This is a genomic window from Knoellia sp. B-D-2, assembly GCF_057714695.1.
The window spans coordinates 1,611,171-1,627,693 of record NZ_CM173189.1 but is presented as its reverse complement, the minus strand read 5'-3'; the positions used below and the strand labels follow the sequence as shown (position 1 = coordinate 1,627,693).

The 16,523-nt window shown below is 73.2% G+C and carries 5 protein-coding genes and 1 pseudogene; 1 reads left to right on the top strand and 5 read right to left on the bottom strand.

Annotated features, from left to right (window positions below; all coding sequences use genetic code 11):
- Window positions 1–40: 40 nt before the first annotated feature.
- Window positions 41–517, bottom strand: coding sequence for a hypothetical protein (locus AC3EU2_RS07730; protein ID WP_488179527.1), 477 nt, complete (start codon window positions 515–517; stop codon window positions 41–43).
- Between the two features lie 228 nt (window positions 518–745).
- Window positions 746–814, bottom strand: a pseudogene (locus AC3EU2_RS07725) (zinc-ribbon domain-containing protein); the annotation flags it as partial.
- A 183-nt stretch (window positions 815–997) separates the two neighbouring features.
- Here AC3EU2_RS07725 and AC3EU2_RS07720 point away from each other — a divergent pair.
- Complete coding sequence (locus tag AC3EU2_RS07720) at window positions 998–1,213, top strand: biotin/lipoyl-binding carrier protein (RefSeq protein ID WP_488179123.1); 216 nt, start codon at window positions 998–1,000, stop codon at window positions 1,211–1,213.
- 16 nt (window positions 1,214–1,229) lie between these two features.
- On the opposite strand, the gene AC3EU2_RS07715 is transcribed toward AC3EU2_RS07720, so the two are convergent.
- From AC3EU2_RS07715 to AC3EU2_RS07705, 3 genes are all read right to left on the bottom strand, one after another.
- Window positions 1,230–7,580: an Ig-like domain-containing protein gene (locus AC3EU2_RS07715; protein ID WP_488179122.1), complete on the bottom strand. Its 6,351-nt coding sequence runs from the start codon at window positions 7,578–7,580 to the stop codon at window positions 1,230–1,232.
- A gap of 115 nt (window positions 7,581–7,695) precedes the next feature.
- The gene (locus AC3EU2_RS07710; RefSeq protein ID WP_488179121.1) at window positions 7,696–14,094 is read right to left on the bottom strand and encodes an Ig-like domain-containing protein; all 6,399 of its coding nucleotides are present in this window, start codon (window positions 14,092–14,094) and stop codon (window positions 7,696–7,698) included.
- Window positions 14,091–16,496 carry a transglutaminase family protein gene (locus tag AC3EU2_RS07705; RefSeq protein ID WP_488179120.1) on the bottom strand — a complete coding sequence of 802 codons (2,406 nt, stop codon included), beginning with the start codon at window positions 16,494–16,496 and terminating at the stop codon, window positions 14,091–14,093. Before AC3EU2_RS07705 ends, AC3EU2_RS07710 begins: the two co-directional genes overlap by 4 nt.
- Between the last annotated feature and the right edge of the window lie 27 nt (window positions 16,497–16,523).

The window sequence follows — 16,523 nt, the reverse complement described above, 5'->3', positions numbered from 1 at the left end:
GGTCCGCTGCGCGCCATCGGTCGGGGAAACCGGACCGGGGTCAGCTCGCCGAGAGGAGCACGACGGCCCCGGTCGTCGCGGTGCACCGGACCGGCTCCCCGCCGTCGCAGCTGAGCGAGTACCACTTCCCGGTCACCGGGCTGAACGCCCGCAGGTCCGTCGGGCCGCTCGGCGTCCCGGCCTTGCGGTATGCCGTGCGCACGGCTGCCGCGAACCCGCACGACGTCCGGTCGGTCCCGGCCCAGGCGGTGGCGACGGCGTCGTCCCCGCTCGTCGAGCACCGGGTTGCGTCGGCGGGCACGGCCCCGGACGGCTGCGACCCCGCCGACCCGGTCGGCGACGCCGAGGGTGACCCCGGGCCCGGCGAGACCGCGCCGGGCGCCCCCTCGCCCTCGCCGGGCGGTGTCGATGCCGACCCGGACGCCGTTGACGCCGGCGCCACCGGCTCGGGGGAACCGGTGATCCGGACGAGCGCGAACGTGCCGGCGACCGTGAGCACGACGAAGGTCGCCACCATCGCGAGGATGCTGCGCGGAGAGTGCGACCGAGAGCCCGGCGACATGGGCGTCGGGTGCGGCGAAGGGCTCGGCCCCACGGGACCCACGCGGGGCAGCTCGGCCGTGCTGTCCAGGTGCGACGGCTCCCGGTCCCGTGACGGCGCGGGGTCGCGGGGCCGCTCCGGGTCGCGGGAGGCCACCGGCGGCAGGTCGGTGCCGACACCGAGCACCGAGCCCAGCTCGACCCGGGAACCGCAGCGCGAGCAGTACGCGGCGTCGGGGTCCAGGGGGGATCCACACGAGGGGCAGGGCGGCATGTCAGGGTCCTTCTGGCGGGGCTCTGGGCGCCGGGGCGCCCGATCGAGCCGTTCACGCTAACGGTCCCGGCCACCCCCCGTCGACACGCGCACGGGCATGCTGCGGCGGCGGATCCGCGAAACGGAGGTGGCCGGCATACGGGATCGCGTGGTTACCGGTGCGTAGTGGATACGGTCAGCCGTATGCCGCACCACGTCGTGTCCGACCTCGTCGCCAACGTCCTCAGCATCGCCGTCCACGTCGGCGACACGGTCGAGGTGGGCACCGAGATCGCCCTGCTCGAGTCGATGAAGATGGAGATTCCCGTGCTCACCGAGCAGGCGGGCACCGTCAGCGAGGTCAAGGTCGAGGTCGGCGACGTCGTCCAGGAAGGCGACATCCTCGCGGTCATCGCCTGACGAGCACCGACCCGGCCTACCGTCGGACGGTCTTGGTGACGGTGGGGCTGCCCGGTCTCGACATCGTGATGACGAGGTCGCCACCCCTGGCCGGGACGTAGTAGGTGCCCGCCCACGTGTAGCCGTTGCCGGCGGGTCCGACCTCGACGTTGCAACAGCTGTTGTGCGCGCCGCCGAACCCCTTGTGGTCGAAGACGATGTTCCATGACGTGTTGCCGGGGAAGTCGCGGATGTCGAAGTCGATGAAGTTCGCGGAGTTGAACCGGACGTTGTAGATCTCGGCGTTCTTGGGCTCGGGCACGGTCTTCGCACGCACCCCCGCGGTCGCGCCGCTCCAACCCGCGGCACTGTGCGCCCGGACCCGGAGCCCGTGCTCCTCGGAGTATCCGAACGTCTGGCTGTGGCTCTCGCGGTTGTCGGGCGCACGCCAGTTGCCGCCGTCGGTGCTGATCTGGACCTGGTCGATGGCCCGCCCGTTGGTGCGCAGGTTCCAGCGCCAGACGATGGTGCGGTCGTTGACGTTGGCCGACACGTTGTTGGGCTCGAGGGTCGGGCCATAGGGCTGGACCTGGTTGCTCGTCGCCTCGCTGGACTCGCGACCACCGGTGTTGACGGTCCTGGCCTTGATCGTCAGCGGGTCGATCCCCATGTTGGGCAGCGTGAAGGTCACGGTCGTCCCCGGCGCGCACCCGCACGCGTGCGTGCCGGACTTGCCGCCGCCGCGCCAGCGGATGGCCTGGAAGGCGCCCGCGCGCGGCTGACCCACCTGCACGCTGACCACGACCGACTTGTCGGGGGTGGGCGTGCTGGCACCCACGCTCGGGTTGCTGGGGACGCCGACGGACGTGTACGTCCACGGCGTGCCCTGGGGCGACTCGAGGTCGGCGCCGTTGGTGGCGGTGACGGAGTAGCCGTAGCGCCGCCCGTCGTAGGGGATCGTGTCGCCGAGGGTCCGCGTCTGCGCACCCACGCGGCCGATCTGCGTCCAGCCACCGCCGTCGACGTTGCGGTAGACGGTGTAGTGCTTGAGTGGCGGGCCGTTGGGATTGGTCTGCTGGTTCCACGAGACGGTGATCGACTCGGAGTCGAAGCCCGCGCCCGGTCCACGCGTGGCGCCGGTCACGCCCGACACCGCCGGCGGGGTTCCGGCCGACTGCATCTGCACGGCGGGGCCGAACGGTCCGGCGCCGGCCTTGTTCCAGGCCTGGACCGCGACCGAGTACGGCGTGTTGTTGTCCAGACCCGTGGCCGCGGCCCTCGTCGCCGTCCCCGCCGCCTGCACGGTGCGCGCGGAGGCGCCCGAGCTCGTCGGGACCAGCCGCACGACGTACTTGGTGATCGTCGAGCCCTTGTTCGGAGCGGGTGACCACCCCACGCCCAGGGTGCCGTCGCCCCGGCTGAGCATCCCCACGCCGGAGGTCGCCTCGGGCTTGGTGTCGGGCTGCACGACGTTGCTGGCGGCGCTCGGCGGGCTGTCGCCGACCGCGTTGCTGGCAACGACGGTGAAGGTGTAGTCCTTGCCGTTCGTCAGGCCGGTGACCGTGCAGGGCGATGAGGTGCACCGCAGCGGGCTGCCACCGCTCCACCGGACCGTGTAGTGCGAGATCGTCACGCCGCCGTCGTAGCCCGGCGCCACCCACGAGACACGGGCCTGGCCGCCGGCGATCCGGTCGGCCACCGCGCTGACGCCGGTCGGTGCGGTCGGCTTGCCGCGCATCGTGATGGTGACCCGGCCGGCCGCCTGCCGGCCCGGGCCGTCGGCGACGAGCAGCGACACGGTGGCGTTGGGGCTGGGCTGCGAGGTCGCGCGCAGGGTGAGCGTGCAGCCGCTGCGCGAGACCTCGATGCCGGTGCCGCTCTCGAGCTGGGCGGCGGCGATCGAGCACGACGGCTTCTCGAGCGGCGAGTCGAGGTAGCGGCTTACGTCGATGGACTCGGACTCGCCCTCGTTGAGGCCGTCGACGCGGATCGGTCGCAGGCGCGGCTGGCCGACCACCGGCAGCGGCTTGCCGTCGGGGCCGAGCCCGGCTCCCGCGCCGGCCCCGGCGGCATCTCCGTCCCCGGCGCGACCGAGGACACGCACGGGGAACGTCACGGACGGCATACCGGGAGAGGTCACGGAGACCGCACCGGTGCCGGAGGGCGCACGCCCACCCGCGCTGAGGGTGACGAGCCGCCCGCCGCTCTCGGCCTGCTGGAGGTCGGCGCCGTCGGGCTGGGGCTCCCACTTCGCGGAGAACTCGAAGTCGTCGAGGGCGGTGCCCACCGGGAGCCACGCGCGGCAGTACGTCGGGATGTCGACCTCGCGCGCGCGGCCACCGGCGGCGAGGACGATGGGCGCGTCGGGGCAGCGCAGCAGCGGCACCTTGGGTCCGACCTGGACCGGGACGGAGACGTATGCCGTCCGTGCATCGGCCGCATCCGCTGCATCTTCCTGGTCGCTCACCTCGAGCATGAGCGCGGCCGGGCCGATGTAGCCGCCCAGGGAGGTGAGCCGCACCGCGTCGATGCCCTCGGCCTCGGCAGAGACGAACTGTCCCGGGGAGGCCGAGACCGTCGCGGCGGCCGTGATGCCGATGACCTTGTTGCGGGGGGACTTGACGTAGTCCGCAAGCTTCACGGTCCTCGTCGAGTCCTGGTCCATCTCGATGAGGGCCGCGTCGACGACGAAGGGCGCGCCCTTGGCACCCGGCGGGACGAAGATCAGGGCCATCGCGCGGGCCTCGTCCTCGTCCTCGATGACGTAGGGGACGGTGTGCGCGTGGTCGAGGAGGGTGACCCGCACCTTGCCGGCCTCGATCTTCGCGTGCGGGGAGAGGACCTCGACGACCTTGAGGGTGGCCGGGTCGGAGTCGATGTCGGTGTCGTTGACGAGGGCGTCGACCAGGGCCGTGGTCTCACCGGCGGCCGGCTTGGCGACGTCGTCCTGGGCGATCGGCGGGTTGACGAAGCCGACCTGGCCGCGCACGAGGAGCGTCGTGCGGGACGGGTCGAAGATCCCGTTGTCGATGCCGTAGACGAACTGGTGGGTCGCGGCGTCCGGCTGGGGGGCGACCGTCGAGATGGTGTCGTCGTCCTCGTCGACCGTCCACTGCTTCTGGGTCGCGCCCGGGTTGAGGTCCTTGTGCTCCATGCGGACCGCGTCGCCGCGGGCGATGAGGTCGTTGCGCAGGACGTGCGCGGTGACCTTCTTGCCGGGGGCGGCCACGACCTCGTCCTCGACGGCGACCGGGGGCTGCGGGTCCCCGGGGCGCACGACGCCGACCCGGACGAAGGCCTGGCTCGTCGCGCCGAACCGGTCCTGGACCTCGTAGCGGACGAGCTCGGTGCCGGCCGAGTTCGGGTAGCCCTCGTAGCGGATCGTCGACGGGCCGACGGAGACGACGCGGCCGTGGGTGAGGTCGAGGGCGTCGGCGTCCTTGCCGACGATGCCGCGCAGCGTCACCGAGTCGCCGTCCGGGTCGACGCCGGTCGCAGGGATGGTCAGGGTGACTGACTCCCCCGACGTCACCGAGCCGGAGAAGCTGCGGGCGATGGGCGCCTGGTTGGGCGTGGTCCGCGTCGGGAGCGGGTTGACGGTGACGGTGAGGCGGCCGGTCTTGGCCCGCTCGGGTGCGCCCTCGGCATACGCGGCGTACTCGATGACGACGTCCTTGGGCGCGGTCAGGCCCGCGAACTCGGGGACGTAGCGGACGAGGTTGCCCGAGGCGAAGGCGCGGGCCTCCCCGCCGCCGACGACCTTGACGCTGTCGGGGGCGAGCACGAGGGGGATGCCGTCGGCCATCGTGTCGTTGTCGAGGACGCCGACGGAGACGCTGTCGCCCTCACGGACGGTGGCCCGGTCGTCCTCGACGGTCGGCGACGCGCCGGGGAGCGGCGGGCGCTGGACGACGTTGATCGTTCCCGTGGTGCGCTTCGTGCCGTCGCTGATCGCGTACTGGACGGTCCCCTGCCGGCTGCCCTCCCCACTGATCGGTGACGGCTCCAGGGCCTCGATCCGGACCCACCGTCCCTGGTAGACCGTCGCCCGCAGCCACGTGCTGTCACCGGCGACGGTCGCGCTCTGGGTGACGATGACGTCGGCGCGCGGGCTGTAGTCGTTGGCGAGGGCGTCGATCATCGACGGCGCCTGGTCTCGCAGCGAGGCGCTGTCGGGCACGGCGACCGGCGGGGCCTCGGGGTCGCCCGGTTCGACGACGTCGATCCGGATGCGGCCGGGGCTGACCGTGCCGCCGGACTGCGCGGCATACGCGAGCTCGGTCGTCCCGAGGCCGTTGGGCGTCACCGTGACGACGCCGGTCGTGAGGTTGGTGTCGACGTCGAGGGGGCCGGAGGGGGCGACCTCGCCGGCGAGGCGCATGCGGGCGTCGGGGTCACCGGGGTCGGCGCCCGGGATGTCGTTGCCGAGCGGCTCGAGCTGCACCGGCTTGCCGAGGACGGCGCGCACGACGTCGGGCTGGGTGCGGGGCGGGACCGACGTCGGCTCCGCGAGGTCGAGGACCGTGAGGTTGATGTCGCCTCGGGTGCTCTGGCGGCCGTCGTTGACGGCGTACTGGACCGTCGCGGGACCCGGCTTGACCGGCGCGGTGACGCCGACCCGGCTCTGGCCGCCGATGACGGTCGACTGGTCCACGGCGTCGACGGTGAGCGGGTCGCTCTCGCCGTCGCGCCAGTCACCGAGCACCGAGGCGGACACCCGGCCGCCGGAGACGACAGGGTAGGTGGTGCGGGCGAGGTCGGCCTTGCCGTCGCGCACCCGAGGCGGGGTGTTGATCTCCTCACCGACGACGGTGAGGACGATCCGGGCGGCGCCCTTCTGCTTGGCCTTGCCGTTGCTCACCTTGTAGGAGAGCGTGATCGTCGACGCGGACGGGTTCGCCGGGACGGTGACGTCGACGGTCTGCCCGTCGCTGGAGACGGACGCGGTGACGTCGGACGCGCTCGGTGCCGTGAGGTCCTTGGGGTCGATCGCGAGGATGGAGCCCTTGGCGTCGGTGTCGTTGTCGAGCGGGTGGATCTTGCTCGTTCGACCGGGACGGAGCCGGAGGTTGTCCGGCATCGCCTTGGGCGGCTGGCTCACCTGCTGGTCGTCGACGACGTTCTCGTCCTTCTTGTCGTTGTCGTCGTCCTTCTTCGTCGGCGGGATGAGCGAGTCCCAGTTGTCGATCTTCTGCTTCGTGGAGTCGAGGTCCCACAGCTCGCCGGTGTCGAGGTGGTTGAGGACGATGTTGCCCCGGTTGACCCGGAAGGCGACGCCGTCCCGGACGACGCCCTTGCTCGCGTCGCCGAGGGCACCGGCGGCCACGGCGTCGGTGCGGCCGCAGTTGGCGCCGTAGAAGACGTTGCCCGTCTCGGCCCACGCGGCGTGCAGGCAGCCGCGCAGCACGACCGGCCTCGTGACCAGGGGCGGGTCGACCGAGCGGTTGGCCTGGTCGCGCACCTCGACGCCGCCGACGTCCTCGGCGTCGCCGCCGCTGAGCCGCACCGCCCGGGCAGATGTCGCATTCGCGATGACGACCGTGTCGGCGTCCGCTCCCGGCTGCTGCAGGGCGGCGTATGCCGGCCCGTCGCCGAGCGCCGCGCCGGCACTGACCGGCTCGTCACGTCCCTCGACGTGCAGCTCGTCCGTGCTGGGGTCGTAGAGGACCCAGGTGTCGCCGACGGCCGTGAGGTCGAGGAGCGCGGCGCGCACCGGTGTGGCCACCGTGACCGGCTTGGCGAGCCCGTCGCCCGCGGGCGCGATCGTGAGGACCGTGCCGGTGGCGCCGGAGGCGGCGATGACCGCCCCCCTGGTGTCGACGGCGATGACGGCGTTGCCGCCGATGGTGGCCAGCGGCTTGGTCGTGGACCCGACGCCCTCGAGCGAGGTGATGCCGTCCTTGGTGTCGACGCGCTGCGCCCACACCTTGCCGGACTTCGGGTCGACGGTCGCGATGGTGCCGCCGCGCAGGTCGACCGTCGCCGGGGTGAACTGGCCGGCCTTGGCGGGCAGCGGCGCCGGGGCGGCCGCCCCCGACTCCTCGGACGTCGCGGTGCGCACGTCGATGGGCAGGAGGGTGTTGCCCGTGGCCACGCCGACGACGGCGGCGCCGTCCTGGAGGATGTCGACCTTGGAGCCGTCGGCCAGGGCGGTGGAGACCCCGGCGTCGAGCTGGCGGGCCTGGGTGTTGAGCCGGCCGAACTTGGCCTGGGCCGACGACGAGACCCACACGCCGCCGTCGCCGACGTCGGCCTCGTGCACGGTGGAGCCGCTGCTGGTCACGGCGGCATACGTCAGGAGGGACGCCGCGATGGCGACGACCCCGACGGAGGCGAGCCCCCGCCGTCCCCGGGGCGCGACCGCGACCCGACGTTGACCCTGCTTCATGACCTGACCCCGCTCCAGGGGGCGGTGTCAGCCCCACCCCGACGCGAGCCAGTTTCGCACGCCCCGGCGTCGGTCGGGATGGGGAGGACTCCCCGTCCTGCCGCCCCGCCCTCCATCAGTAGTTCGGCCAGGCGTACCAGTCGGAGTAGCGCTCCACGCCGCCCTGGATCACCACGACCCGGACGCGGCCCACGTTCACCCCGTAGAGGCAGTAGCTCGTGTGGGTGCCGCTCTGGGCCGGGATCTGCCACGAGAACGGCCCGACGATGCCGAACTTCTCGGACTGGCACCGGTAGCTCGCCCCGCCCACGGTGAAGTCCTGGTAGTCGAACACGACCTTCGGACACCCCCGGGCTCCCGGGGCGCAGTTGCCGGTGCTGCCCGGGGTGGTCGCGGTGTGCAGGCTCTGGGTCTGCCTGACGTTCGTGACCTGGGGTGCCGGGGGATCGTCCGTGCGCTGCGTCATCTGGAGGACGGGGGACTCGCCGCCGGCCGAGTAGGCCCGGATCTTGACCGTGAGGTCCTGGGAGAAGTTTCCGCTGGCGCCGATGGAGGTGATCGGTCCACCGTCGTGGTTGGCCGCTCCCGTGACGACGACCCGGGTGATCGGGCGTCCGTTGGTCGGCAGCGTCCAGTTGTAGGTCACCGACCGCCCCGACGTGGAGCCGCCGTTGGGGTTGGGCCGCGGGGTGGCGCCGTAGGGCTGGACCTGGTTGCTGCCCCCCGACGGGCTCGACGAGCGCGTGCCGTTGGTCGTCGTCACGGTGAACGTCTGCGGCGTGGTGCTCAGCTGGCTCGTCGTGACGGTGACCCTGCCGCCGGCAGGACAGGACCCGCAGGGGAAGGTGCCGCTGGCACCGGTCGACGACCGCCACGTCACCGACGTGAACCCGCCCGACCGCGGCTGGCCGAGGCTCACCGTGAGCCGGGCCCGCTCGTCGTTGTCGGGTGTCGCGGCGGTCACCGACGGCGTCGACGGCTGGCCGACCGACGTGAACGACTGGGTGTTGGTCTGCGGTGACGTGAGGTCGGCGCCGTTGGTCGCGGTGACGACGTAGTCGTAGCGGCGGCCGTCGTAGCGGACCTGGTCGTTGGTGCTGGTCGTCCCCGGCGCCGTGGTTCGAATCGCCGCCCAGCCCCCGCCGTCGACCCGGCGGTGCACCGTGTAGTTCTTCAGCGGCGGCCCGTTGGGACGGGTGGTGTCCCACGAGATCGCGATGGAGGCGAGGTCCTTGTTGGCCCCGACGCCGTCCGGGGCGAGCTTGAGGCCGGTGACCGCCGGTGGCGTGCCGGCGGACTGCATCGTCACGGCCGGGCCGAAGGGCCCCGGGCCGGCCTCGTTCCACGCCTGGGCGGCCACGGAGTACTGCACCTCGTTCTCGAGTCCCGTGACGGGTGTCCGGTTCGCGGGGGCCGCCACCTCGACCGTCCGCGCCGAGCCACCGGCGGCGAGGGGGACGAGCCGCACGACGTACTTGGACACGGCACTGCCCTTGTTCTCGGGCGCTCCCCACTGGATGCTCAGCGAGCCGTCGCCGCGGCCGGCCATCGTCACACCGGGGACCGGCCCCGGCTTGGTGTCCGGTCGGGCCGCGGTGCTGGGGCCACCGGGGTCGGACTCGCCGACGACGTTGGTCGCCGTCACGGTGAAGAAGTAGTCCTTGCCGTTGGTGAGGCCGTCGATGGTGCACGGCGAGGCGCTGCAGTCGAGGCTGCCGGTGGAGCCGCCGGTCCACGAGGCGGTGTAGGTGCGGATCGGCGCACCACCGTCGTAGCTCGGCGCGGACCAGCTCACCCGGGCGCGGCCACCGGCGGCCCGGTCGGCCTGGGCGGCCACGGCCGTGGGCGCACCCGGACGGCCGAGCATGGTCACGGAGACGGCGCCGTTGGCGGAGCGGTTGGGCCCGTCCGAGACGGTGATCGCGACGCGGCCGGTCGGGCTGGGCCGCTCGCCCGCGGTGACGGTGAGGAGGCATCCGTCCCGCGCCACGGTGAGGCCCTCGCCGCTGGTGACGGTGGCCGCGGTGAGGGTGCAGGAGGCGTCGCGCAGCGGGGAGTCGAGGTAGGAGCGGACGTCGACCTGCTGGCTGTCACCCTCCTGCAGCCCGTTGACCGAGATGGGGCGCAGGCGTGGGGGCGGCAGCATCGAGTCGAGGCCACCGGCCGCGGCCTGGGCCTGGGCCGGTGCACCGATGACCGTGACCTTGACCGGCGCGGTGAGGTCGGAGCCCTGGGCGCCGATCCGGAGCACGCCCTCGCCGGAGCGCGCGTTGCCGCCGGCGCTCAGGGTTACGGTGCGGCGGCCGGCGCCCGACTGCTCGAGGCGGACGTCGTCGGCCTCACGCTCCCAGGACGTCGTGAACTCGACGTCGTCCGGCGTGAGGCCGACCGGCAGCCAGGCGCGACAGAGGGTGGGGATGTCGAGGGTGCGCTCGAGCCCGCCGGCGATGAGCGAGACGGCGGACGTGGGGCAGCGCAGCAGCGGGACCTTGGGTCCGATCTGCACCGGGATCGAGACGTACGCCGTGTGGACGTCCTTCTGGTCGTCACTCTGCTGGTCGGTCACCTCGAACATGACGCTCGCCGGGCCGACGTAGCCGCCCGAGGACGTGAGGGTGAGGCTGCCGTCGGCGTCGGCGGTCACGGCCAGCCTCGACCCGGGCGCGGTGGAGATGGTGCTGGCCGACGTGATGCCGAGGACCCGGGACTGCGGCGACTTCACGTAGTCGCCGAGGCGCACGGTCCGGCTCGCGTCCTTGTCCATCTCGATGACCGACCCCTCGACGACGAACGGGGTGCCCCCGCTGCCGCGCGGCACGTGCACGACGGCCATGGCCCGCGCCCCGTCCTCGTCCTCGATGACGTAGGGGACGCTGTAGGGATGGTCGAGGATCGCCACCGAGACCTTGTTGCCCTCGATGCTCGCGTTCGGCGAGAGCACCTCGACGACCTTGAGGGTCGCGGGATCGGAGTCGATGTCCGTGTCGTTGGCGAGGACGTCGGTGACCGTGGCCGTCTCACCGGGCCTGGGCTTGGCGATGTCGTCGAGGGCGGTCGGTGGGTTGAGCCAGCCCTTCTGGCCGCGCACGAGCAGGCTGGCGCGGGACGGGTCGAAGAGCCCGTTGCTGATGCCGTAGACGAAGTCGTGGACCGGGGCGCCCTCGTCGGGGACGGTGGTCGTCACCGTGGACTCGTCGACGTCGACCTTCCACCGCGACTTCTCGGACGAGGGGTTGAGCTCCTCGTGCTGGAGCTCGACGGCGTCGCCACGGGCGATGAGGTCGTTGGCGGTCACCGGTGAGGTGATCGTCTTGCCCGGTGCCGCGGTGACTGTGTCGTCGACGGCGACGGGGGGCTGCGGGTCACCGGGGGCGACGACGCCGACGCGGACGAAGGCGCGGCTGACCGCGCCGAAGCGGTCGACGACCTCGTAGTTGATGACCTCGGTGCCGCTCGACGTGGGGAAGGACTCGTAGCGGATCGTCGACGGCCCGGTCGACACGACGCGTCCGAGGCCCAGGTCGACCGCTCCCCCGCCGGTCCCGACGACGCCCACGACGCCGACCGTGTCGCCGTCGGGGTCGACACCGGTCGTCGGCACGGTGATGGTGAGCGGGTCGCCGGCGGTCACCGACGACGAGAAGCTGCGGGCGACGGGAGCCTGGTTGGGGACGGCCGTCGACGGCAGCGGCGTGACCCGGACGGTGAGGCGACCGGTCTGCGCGCGCTCGGGCATCCCCTCGGGGTGGACGGCGTACTCGACGGTGACGAGCTGCTCGGTCTTGAGGCCGGTGGCCGGCGGGACGAAGCGGATGACGTTGCCCGAGGCGAACGCCGTCTGCTCGGCGCCCCGGCCGAGGACCTTGACGCTGAGCGGGTCGAGACGCAGCGGGATGCCGTCGGCCATGGTGTCGTTGTCGAGGACGGGAGCGGCCACGGTGTCTCCCTCGCGCACGACCGCCTTGTCGTCCTCGACGACCGGGTCGAGGTCGCGCGCCGGCTTCTGGGTCACGGACAGCTCGCCGGTGGCCGTCTTCGACCCGTCGCTCACGGTGTAGCGGATCGTCCCGCGGCGGGTCGAGTCCGCGGCGGCACCGGCCGGGTCGAGCGCGACGACGCGGATCCAGCGACCCTGGTAGATCGAGGCCCGGAGCCAGGAGTCCTCGCTCGTCGCGGTGCTCACGCCCTGGGTGACGAGGACGTCGGCGCGCGGGCTGTAGTCGTTGGCGAGCGGGTCGACGAGGGTCGGCGACTGGTCGCGCACCGTCGCGGTGTCGCCCACGGCGACCGGCGGCGCGTCCGGGTCGGCGGCCTCGATGACGTCCACCCGGATGCGACCGGGCGTGACCCCGCCACCGACCTGGGCGGCATACGACAGCTCGAAGCTGCCGGGACCGCTCGGGGTGACGGTGACGACGCCGGTGTCGCGGTTGCTGTCCACGGTGAGGTTGGCGACGGCCCGGACGTCGCCGGCGAGGTGCATCGAGTCGTCGGGGTCGCCCGGGTCGGCGCCGGCGATGTCGTTGCCGAGCGGCTCGATCTGCAGCGACTTGCCGACGACACCGCGGATGACGTCGGGCTGGGTCACGGGAGGACGGGCGCGCGTCTGCGTGAGGGCGACGACCTCGACCGGCACCGCGCCCTTGGTCTGGCCGCCGCGAGCGTCGTCGACGACGTAGTCGACGTTGCCCTTGCCGGGGACGGGCGGTGCGAGGTAGGCGATCCGCCCCTGTCCGTCGATGCTCAGCCCGTCGGCGTCGACCGAGGCGATGACCGGGTCCGATTCGGGGTCGCGCCAGTCGGCGATGACCGGGACGCTGAGGCGCTTGCCGGCGAGGACGGGGTAGGCCGTCCTTGCGAGCTTGGCCTGGCCCTCGCGCAGGAAGGGGGCGTTGTTGGTCTGGTCGGCGACGACCGTGACCCTGACGGCGGCGCGGGCCTTGGCCTTGACCTTGCCGTTGCCGACGAGGTAGGTGAACTGGAACGGCGCGTTGGACCCGGCGGGGACGGTGACGTCGATGCTCTGGCCGTCGGCCGAGACCGAGGCGCGCACGTCCGGGTCGGAGACGGCACTGACGTCACGCGGGTCGATGGCGAGGACGGAGCCGGCCGCGTCGGTGTCGTTGTCGAGGACGTGGAGCTTGCTCGTGCGGCCGGGACGGACGGCGAGGGTGTCGGGCTTGGCGGTCGGCGGCTGCTGCGCGACCGCGTCGTCAACCAGGTTTCTGTCTTTCTTGTCGTTCTTTTCGTCGCGCTGCGGCGGCGGGATGAGGGCGTCCCAGTTGTCGATCTTCTGCTTGTCCCGCTCGACGTCCCACGCGCTGCCGTTGTCGAGGTCGTTGAGGGCGACGATGCCGCGGTTGACGCGGAAGGCGACGCCGTCGCGCAGCGGGGTCTCGCTGACGTTGTCGATCGTGCCGGTCGGGACCGGCTGCTCGCGGCCGCAGTTGGCGCCGTAGAAGACGCGACCGGTCTCGGACCACGCACCGTGGACGCACCCGCGCAGGACCACGGGGTGGGCGGGCAGCGGCACCTCGCCGCTCCGGTTCACCCGCTCCTCGATCTCGATGCCGCCGGCCGGCGCACCCCCGTCGAGCCGCACCATCCGAAGGCCGTTGCCACCGGACACGGCGACGGCGTCGGCGCGCGGTCCGGGGAGCTGCACCGCGGCATACGCCCGCTCGCCCTCGGCCGAGGCGAAGCCGGCGCCGACACCCTCGGTGCGGCCGCTGCTGTGGAGCGCGTCGCGCTCGGGGTCGTAGACCGCCCACACGGAGCCCACCGCCGTGACCTGGAGCTGGGAGCCCTTGGCGCTGCTCTGCTCGGTCACCGGCTTGGCGAACGCCTTGGCGGTCGGGCGGATCGTCGTGACCGTGCCCTTCTGGCCGGACGCGACGTGGATGGCACCGTCCTCACCCACGGCGAGGACCGCGTCGGCGCCGACCGTGGCGAGCGGCTTGGCGCCGGTGGCCAGGCCGGAGAGGTTCTCGACACCCGTGCGGGTGTCGACGTGCTGCGCCCAGACCTTGCCGGTCTTGGGGTCGACCGCGGCGACGACGCCGGCGCGCAGGTCGACGAGGGTCGGCGCGACCCGGCCCGGCGCGCGGGTCGGGACACCGGGGGCGGTGGCGGTCTCCTCCCGGAACTGCGCGGTGCGGACGTCGATGGGCTGCAGCTGGGCGGTCGCCCGGGACCAGGCGATGACGGCCATGCCGTCCTGGAGGACGTCGAGGCCGGAGCCGGGCGCCACGTCGGCGGCGACGCCCGCGTCGAGCTGGGCGGCGGCCTTGTTGAGCCGGCCGAACTTCGCCTGCACGTCGGAGGTGATCCACACGCCGCCGTCACCGACGTCGGCCTCGTGGACGGTCGCGCCCTGGGAGGTCACGGCCGCGTAGCCGATCGTCGCCCCCGCGAGGACGACGACCATCGTCGACGCGACCCGCCCCCGGCTGCGCCCACGCCGCGACGAGCGCGACAGGGACGTGGGGCGAGCGGGACGGCGGAACGGCTTCACGCGTATCCTTCGGCGCCGCGGGTGCGGCGCATCGAGGGCAGGGAGGGCAGTCGTGAGCCGGACCCGCGGGGGCGGCGGTCGCGCTCGAGGAGGGGACGCACGCTGAGGTCGGAGCGCAGCCGGCGCCACCGCGAGACCGAGCCGCGCAGCTGGCGGCGCACGTCGTCGGCCTCGGCGAGGAGGTCGGTCGCCACCTCGGGCTCGGGGTCGCCGGGACCGAAGACGGCGGCGTTGGCGCCGACGGCGATGGGCCGGGCCGTGACCGTCTCGGGCAGCGAGCCAGCCTGCTCGAGCCTCGTCGCCGGCTTGGGGACGGCGATGCCGAGGCTGCGGGCGTCGCTGACGAGGTCGCGCCAGACCCAGGCGGCGCGCGACGGGGTCGGACCCGTCGTGGCGTGCCGGCGTCGACGTCTCGCCTTGAGCCAGCGGATGAGGGCGTAGGCCGCGAACGCGAGGAGGACGGGGAGGACCAGGGCGAAGACGAGGAGCTTGAGCCACAGCGGCCAGGCGCCGATGTCGAGCGGGTTGCGCTTCTTCTTCTTGATGTCCGTGGCGTTCTGGGCCTGGTCGGGTCCCTGGAGGACCGACGGCGGGTTGACCCCGGCAGGCGGGGGCACCTGGGCGCCGACCTTCTGCTCCTCGGACTTCAGCTGCTGCTCGTTGGGCTTCTTGTTGCGGTCGGGCAGGAACGTCGACGGGAGGAGGGCGTGCCACGTGCCGTTGTCCTGCTGGACCTCGACCCAGGCGTGGACGTCCTTGCCCTTGACGACCCCGCCGGACGCGGGGATGGCACCCATGACCACGCGGGTCGGGATGCCGATCCGGTTGCCGACGAGGGCGAGGGTCGCGGCATACTGCTCGTCGTTGCCGGCGAGCTGGGTCGAGCCGACGAAGCGGCCGAGGCGGCCGAGTCCGTGGCCGGGCAGGTAGACCTTCTCGTAGGAGTTGGCGGTGCCGCCGTCGGTGTAGGCGCCGTCCTGGGTCATGACCTTGGCGACCGCGGCGAACTTCTCCCACGAGCTGCCGGCCTGGCCCGACCAGGCGTCGAGCTTGGCGTCGAGGAAGCTCGTGTCCTCCGCGAGCGCGCCACCGCTCGCGACGTCGAGCTCGGCGGGCATCGTCGTCGAGACGTCGTCACCGAGGACGGTGTCGAACGAGTAGGAGTCACCCGGCCGGACGAGCGCGGGGACGACGGCCGTCTCGGTGGCGGTGTTGAGCCACAGCGCGTCGGCGAGCTCGTCGCCGCGGGCGCCCTCGAAGCGCACGCCCGTGGTCGACCCGGCCAGCGGGAGCCAGGCGCCGTCGTAGCCGCCGTCGGGCACGGTGACCCTGGCCGTGGCGGTCCGGCCCTGGGTGCGCGGGGCGATGCGAGAGCCGACCTGCTGGTACGGCGTGCCGTCGGTCGCCCGGTCGGCCGCGCCCCAGACCAGGCCGTCGTAGCTGTCGAGCGTCGCGAAGCGGACCGGGGTCCCCTCGGGCAGCCCGGTGACCTTGAGGATCTCCGTGTCGAAGAGGTCGGCGGAGTTGGGCTCGGTGTAGCGGCGGAACCCCGACAGCGGGCTGGTGAACTGCGCGACGTCGTACGGCGGGGTGAGCTGGGTGCGCACGACGGCGCGGGCCGAGCTCTCGTCGGTGCCGGGCAGGAACTGGCCGAGGAACGTGCCGGCGAGGGCCGCGACGGTGAGGAGTACGAGGCCGGTGACGGCGCGGGCCTGGCGCCCGGCGCCGTTCTGCATGGCCGCGCGGGTCCGGCCGGCCCGCACGACGAGCCAGAGGATGAGGACGAGGGCGAAGAGGACGCCCTGGACGAGCTTGGCCGCGGGCTGCTGGGTGCCGAGCGCGATGCTCCCGACGAGGAGCCCGACGGGCACGACCGCGGCGGCGCCGACCCCGGCGAAGCGCCGGGCGACGCCGTAGACGGCGGCCGAGCCGAGCAGACCGGTGACCCACGGGAGCGCGACGAGGGGACCGCGGGCGTCGACGGGCGGGAGCAGCGTGAGCCACTCCTTCCACCCGGTCACCGGGGCCACGGCGAGGTCGGTCAGGGTCTGCAGGCCGGGGATGACCCCGGCGATGAGGTCTTCGCGGACGGCGAGCGGTCCGCCGAGCACGAAGTGGATGGCGACGAGGACGAGGGTGGTGAGGAGCAGCGGCCAGGTGCGCACCGTCGCCACGTGGGCCACGGCGGTGCCGAGGACGACGCCGGCCGCGGCCGCGAGCACCCACTCCCACCCGATGAAGCCGGTGCGGAACCCGACGAGGGCGATGGTGACGAGGACGAGCGCGAAGGCGAGGTCGACGAGGGCGGGGCGGGACGGCATACGGAGCAGTGCCGGCAGGCCCGGGCGCGGTCGGGACACACGCTCGCCGGAACGGGCGCGAGCGGGGGCGTCGATGCTCATGCGGGGTCCCCGCGAAGTGTCCGGGGG

Bases quoted from the DNA above. Each gene is read 5' to 3' on its own strand.
- AC3EU2_RS07730 (WP_488179527.1), bottom strand. From the start codon at position 517: ATGGTGGCGACCTTCGTCGTGCTCACGGTCGCCGGCACGTTCGCGCTC.
- AC3EU2_RS07720 (WP_488179123.1), top strand. From the start codon at position 998: ATGCCGCACCACGTCGTGTCCGACCTCGTCGCCAACGTCCTCAGCATC.
- AC3EU2_RS07715 (WP_488179122.1), bottom strand. From the start codon at position 7,580: ATGAAGCAGGGTCAACGTCGGGTCGCGGTCGCGCCCCGGGGACGGCGG.
- AC3EU2_RS07705 (WP_488179120.1), bottom strand. From the start codon at position 16,496: ATGAGCATCGACGCCCCCGCTCGCGCCCGTTCCGGCGAGCGTGTGTCC.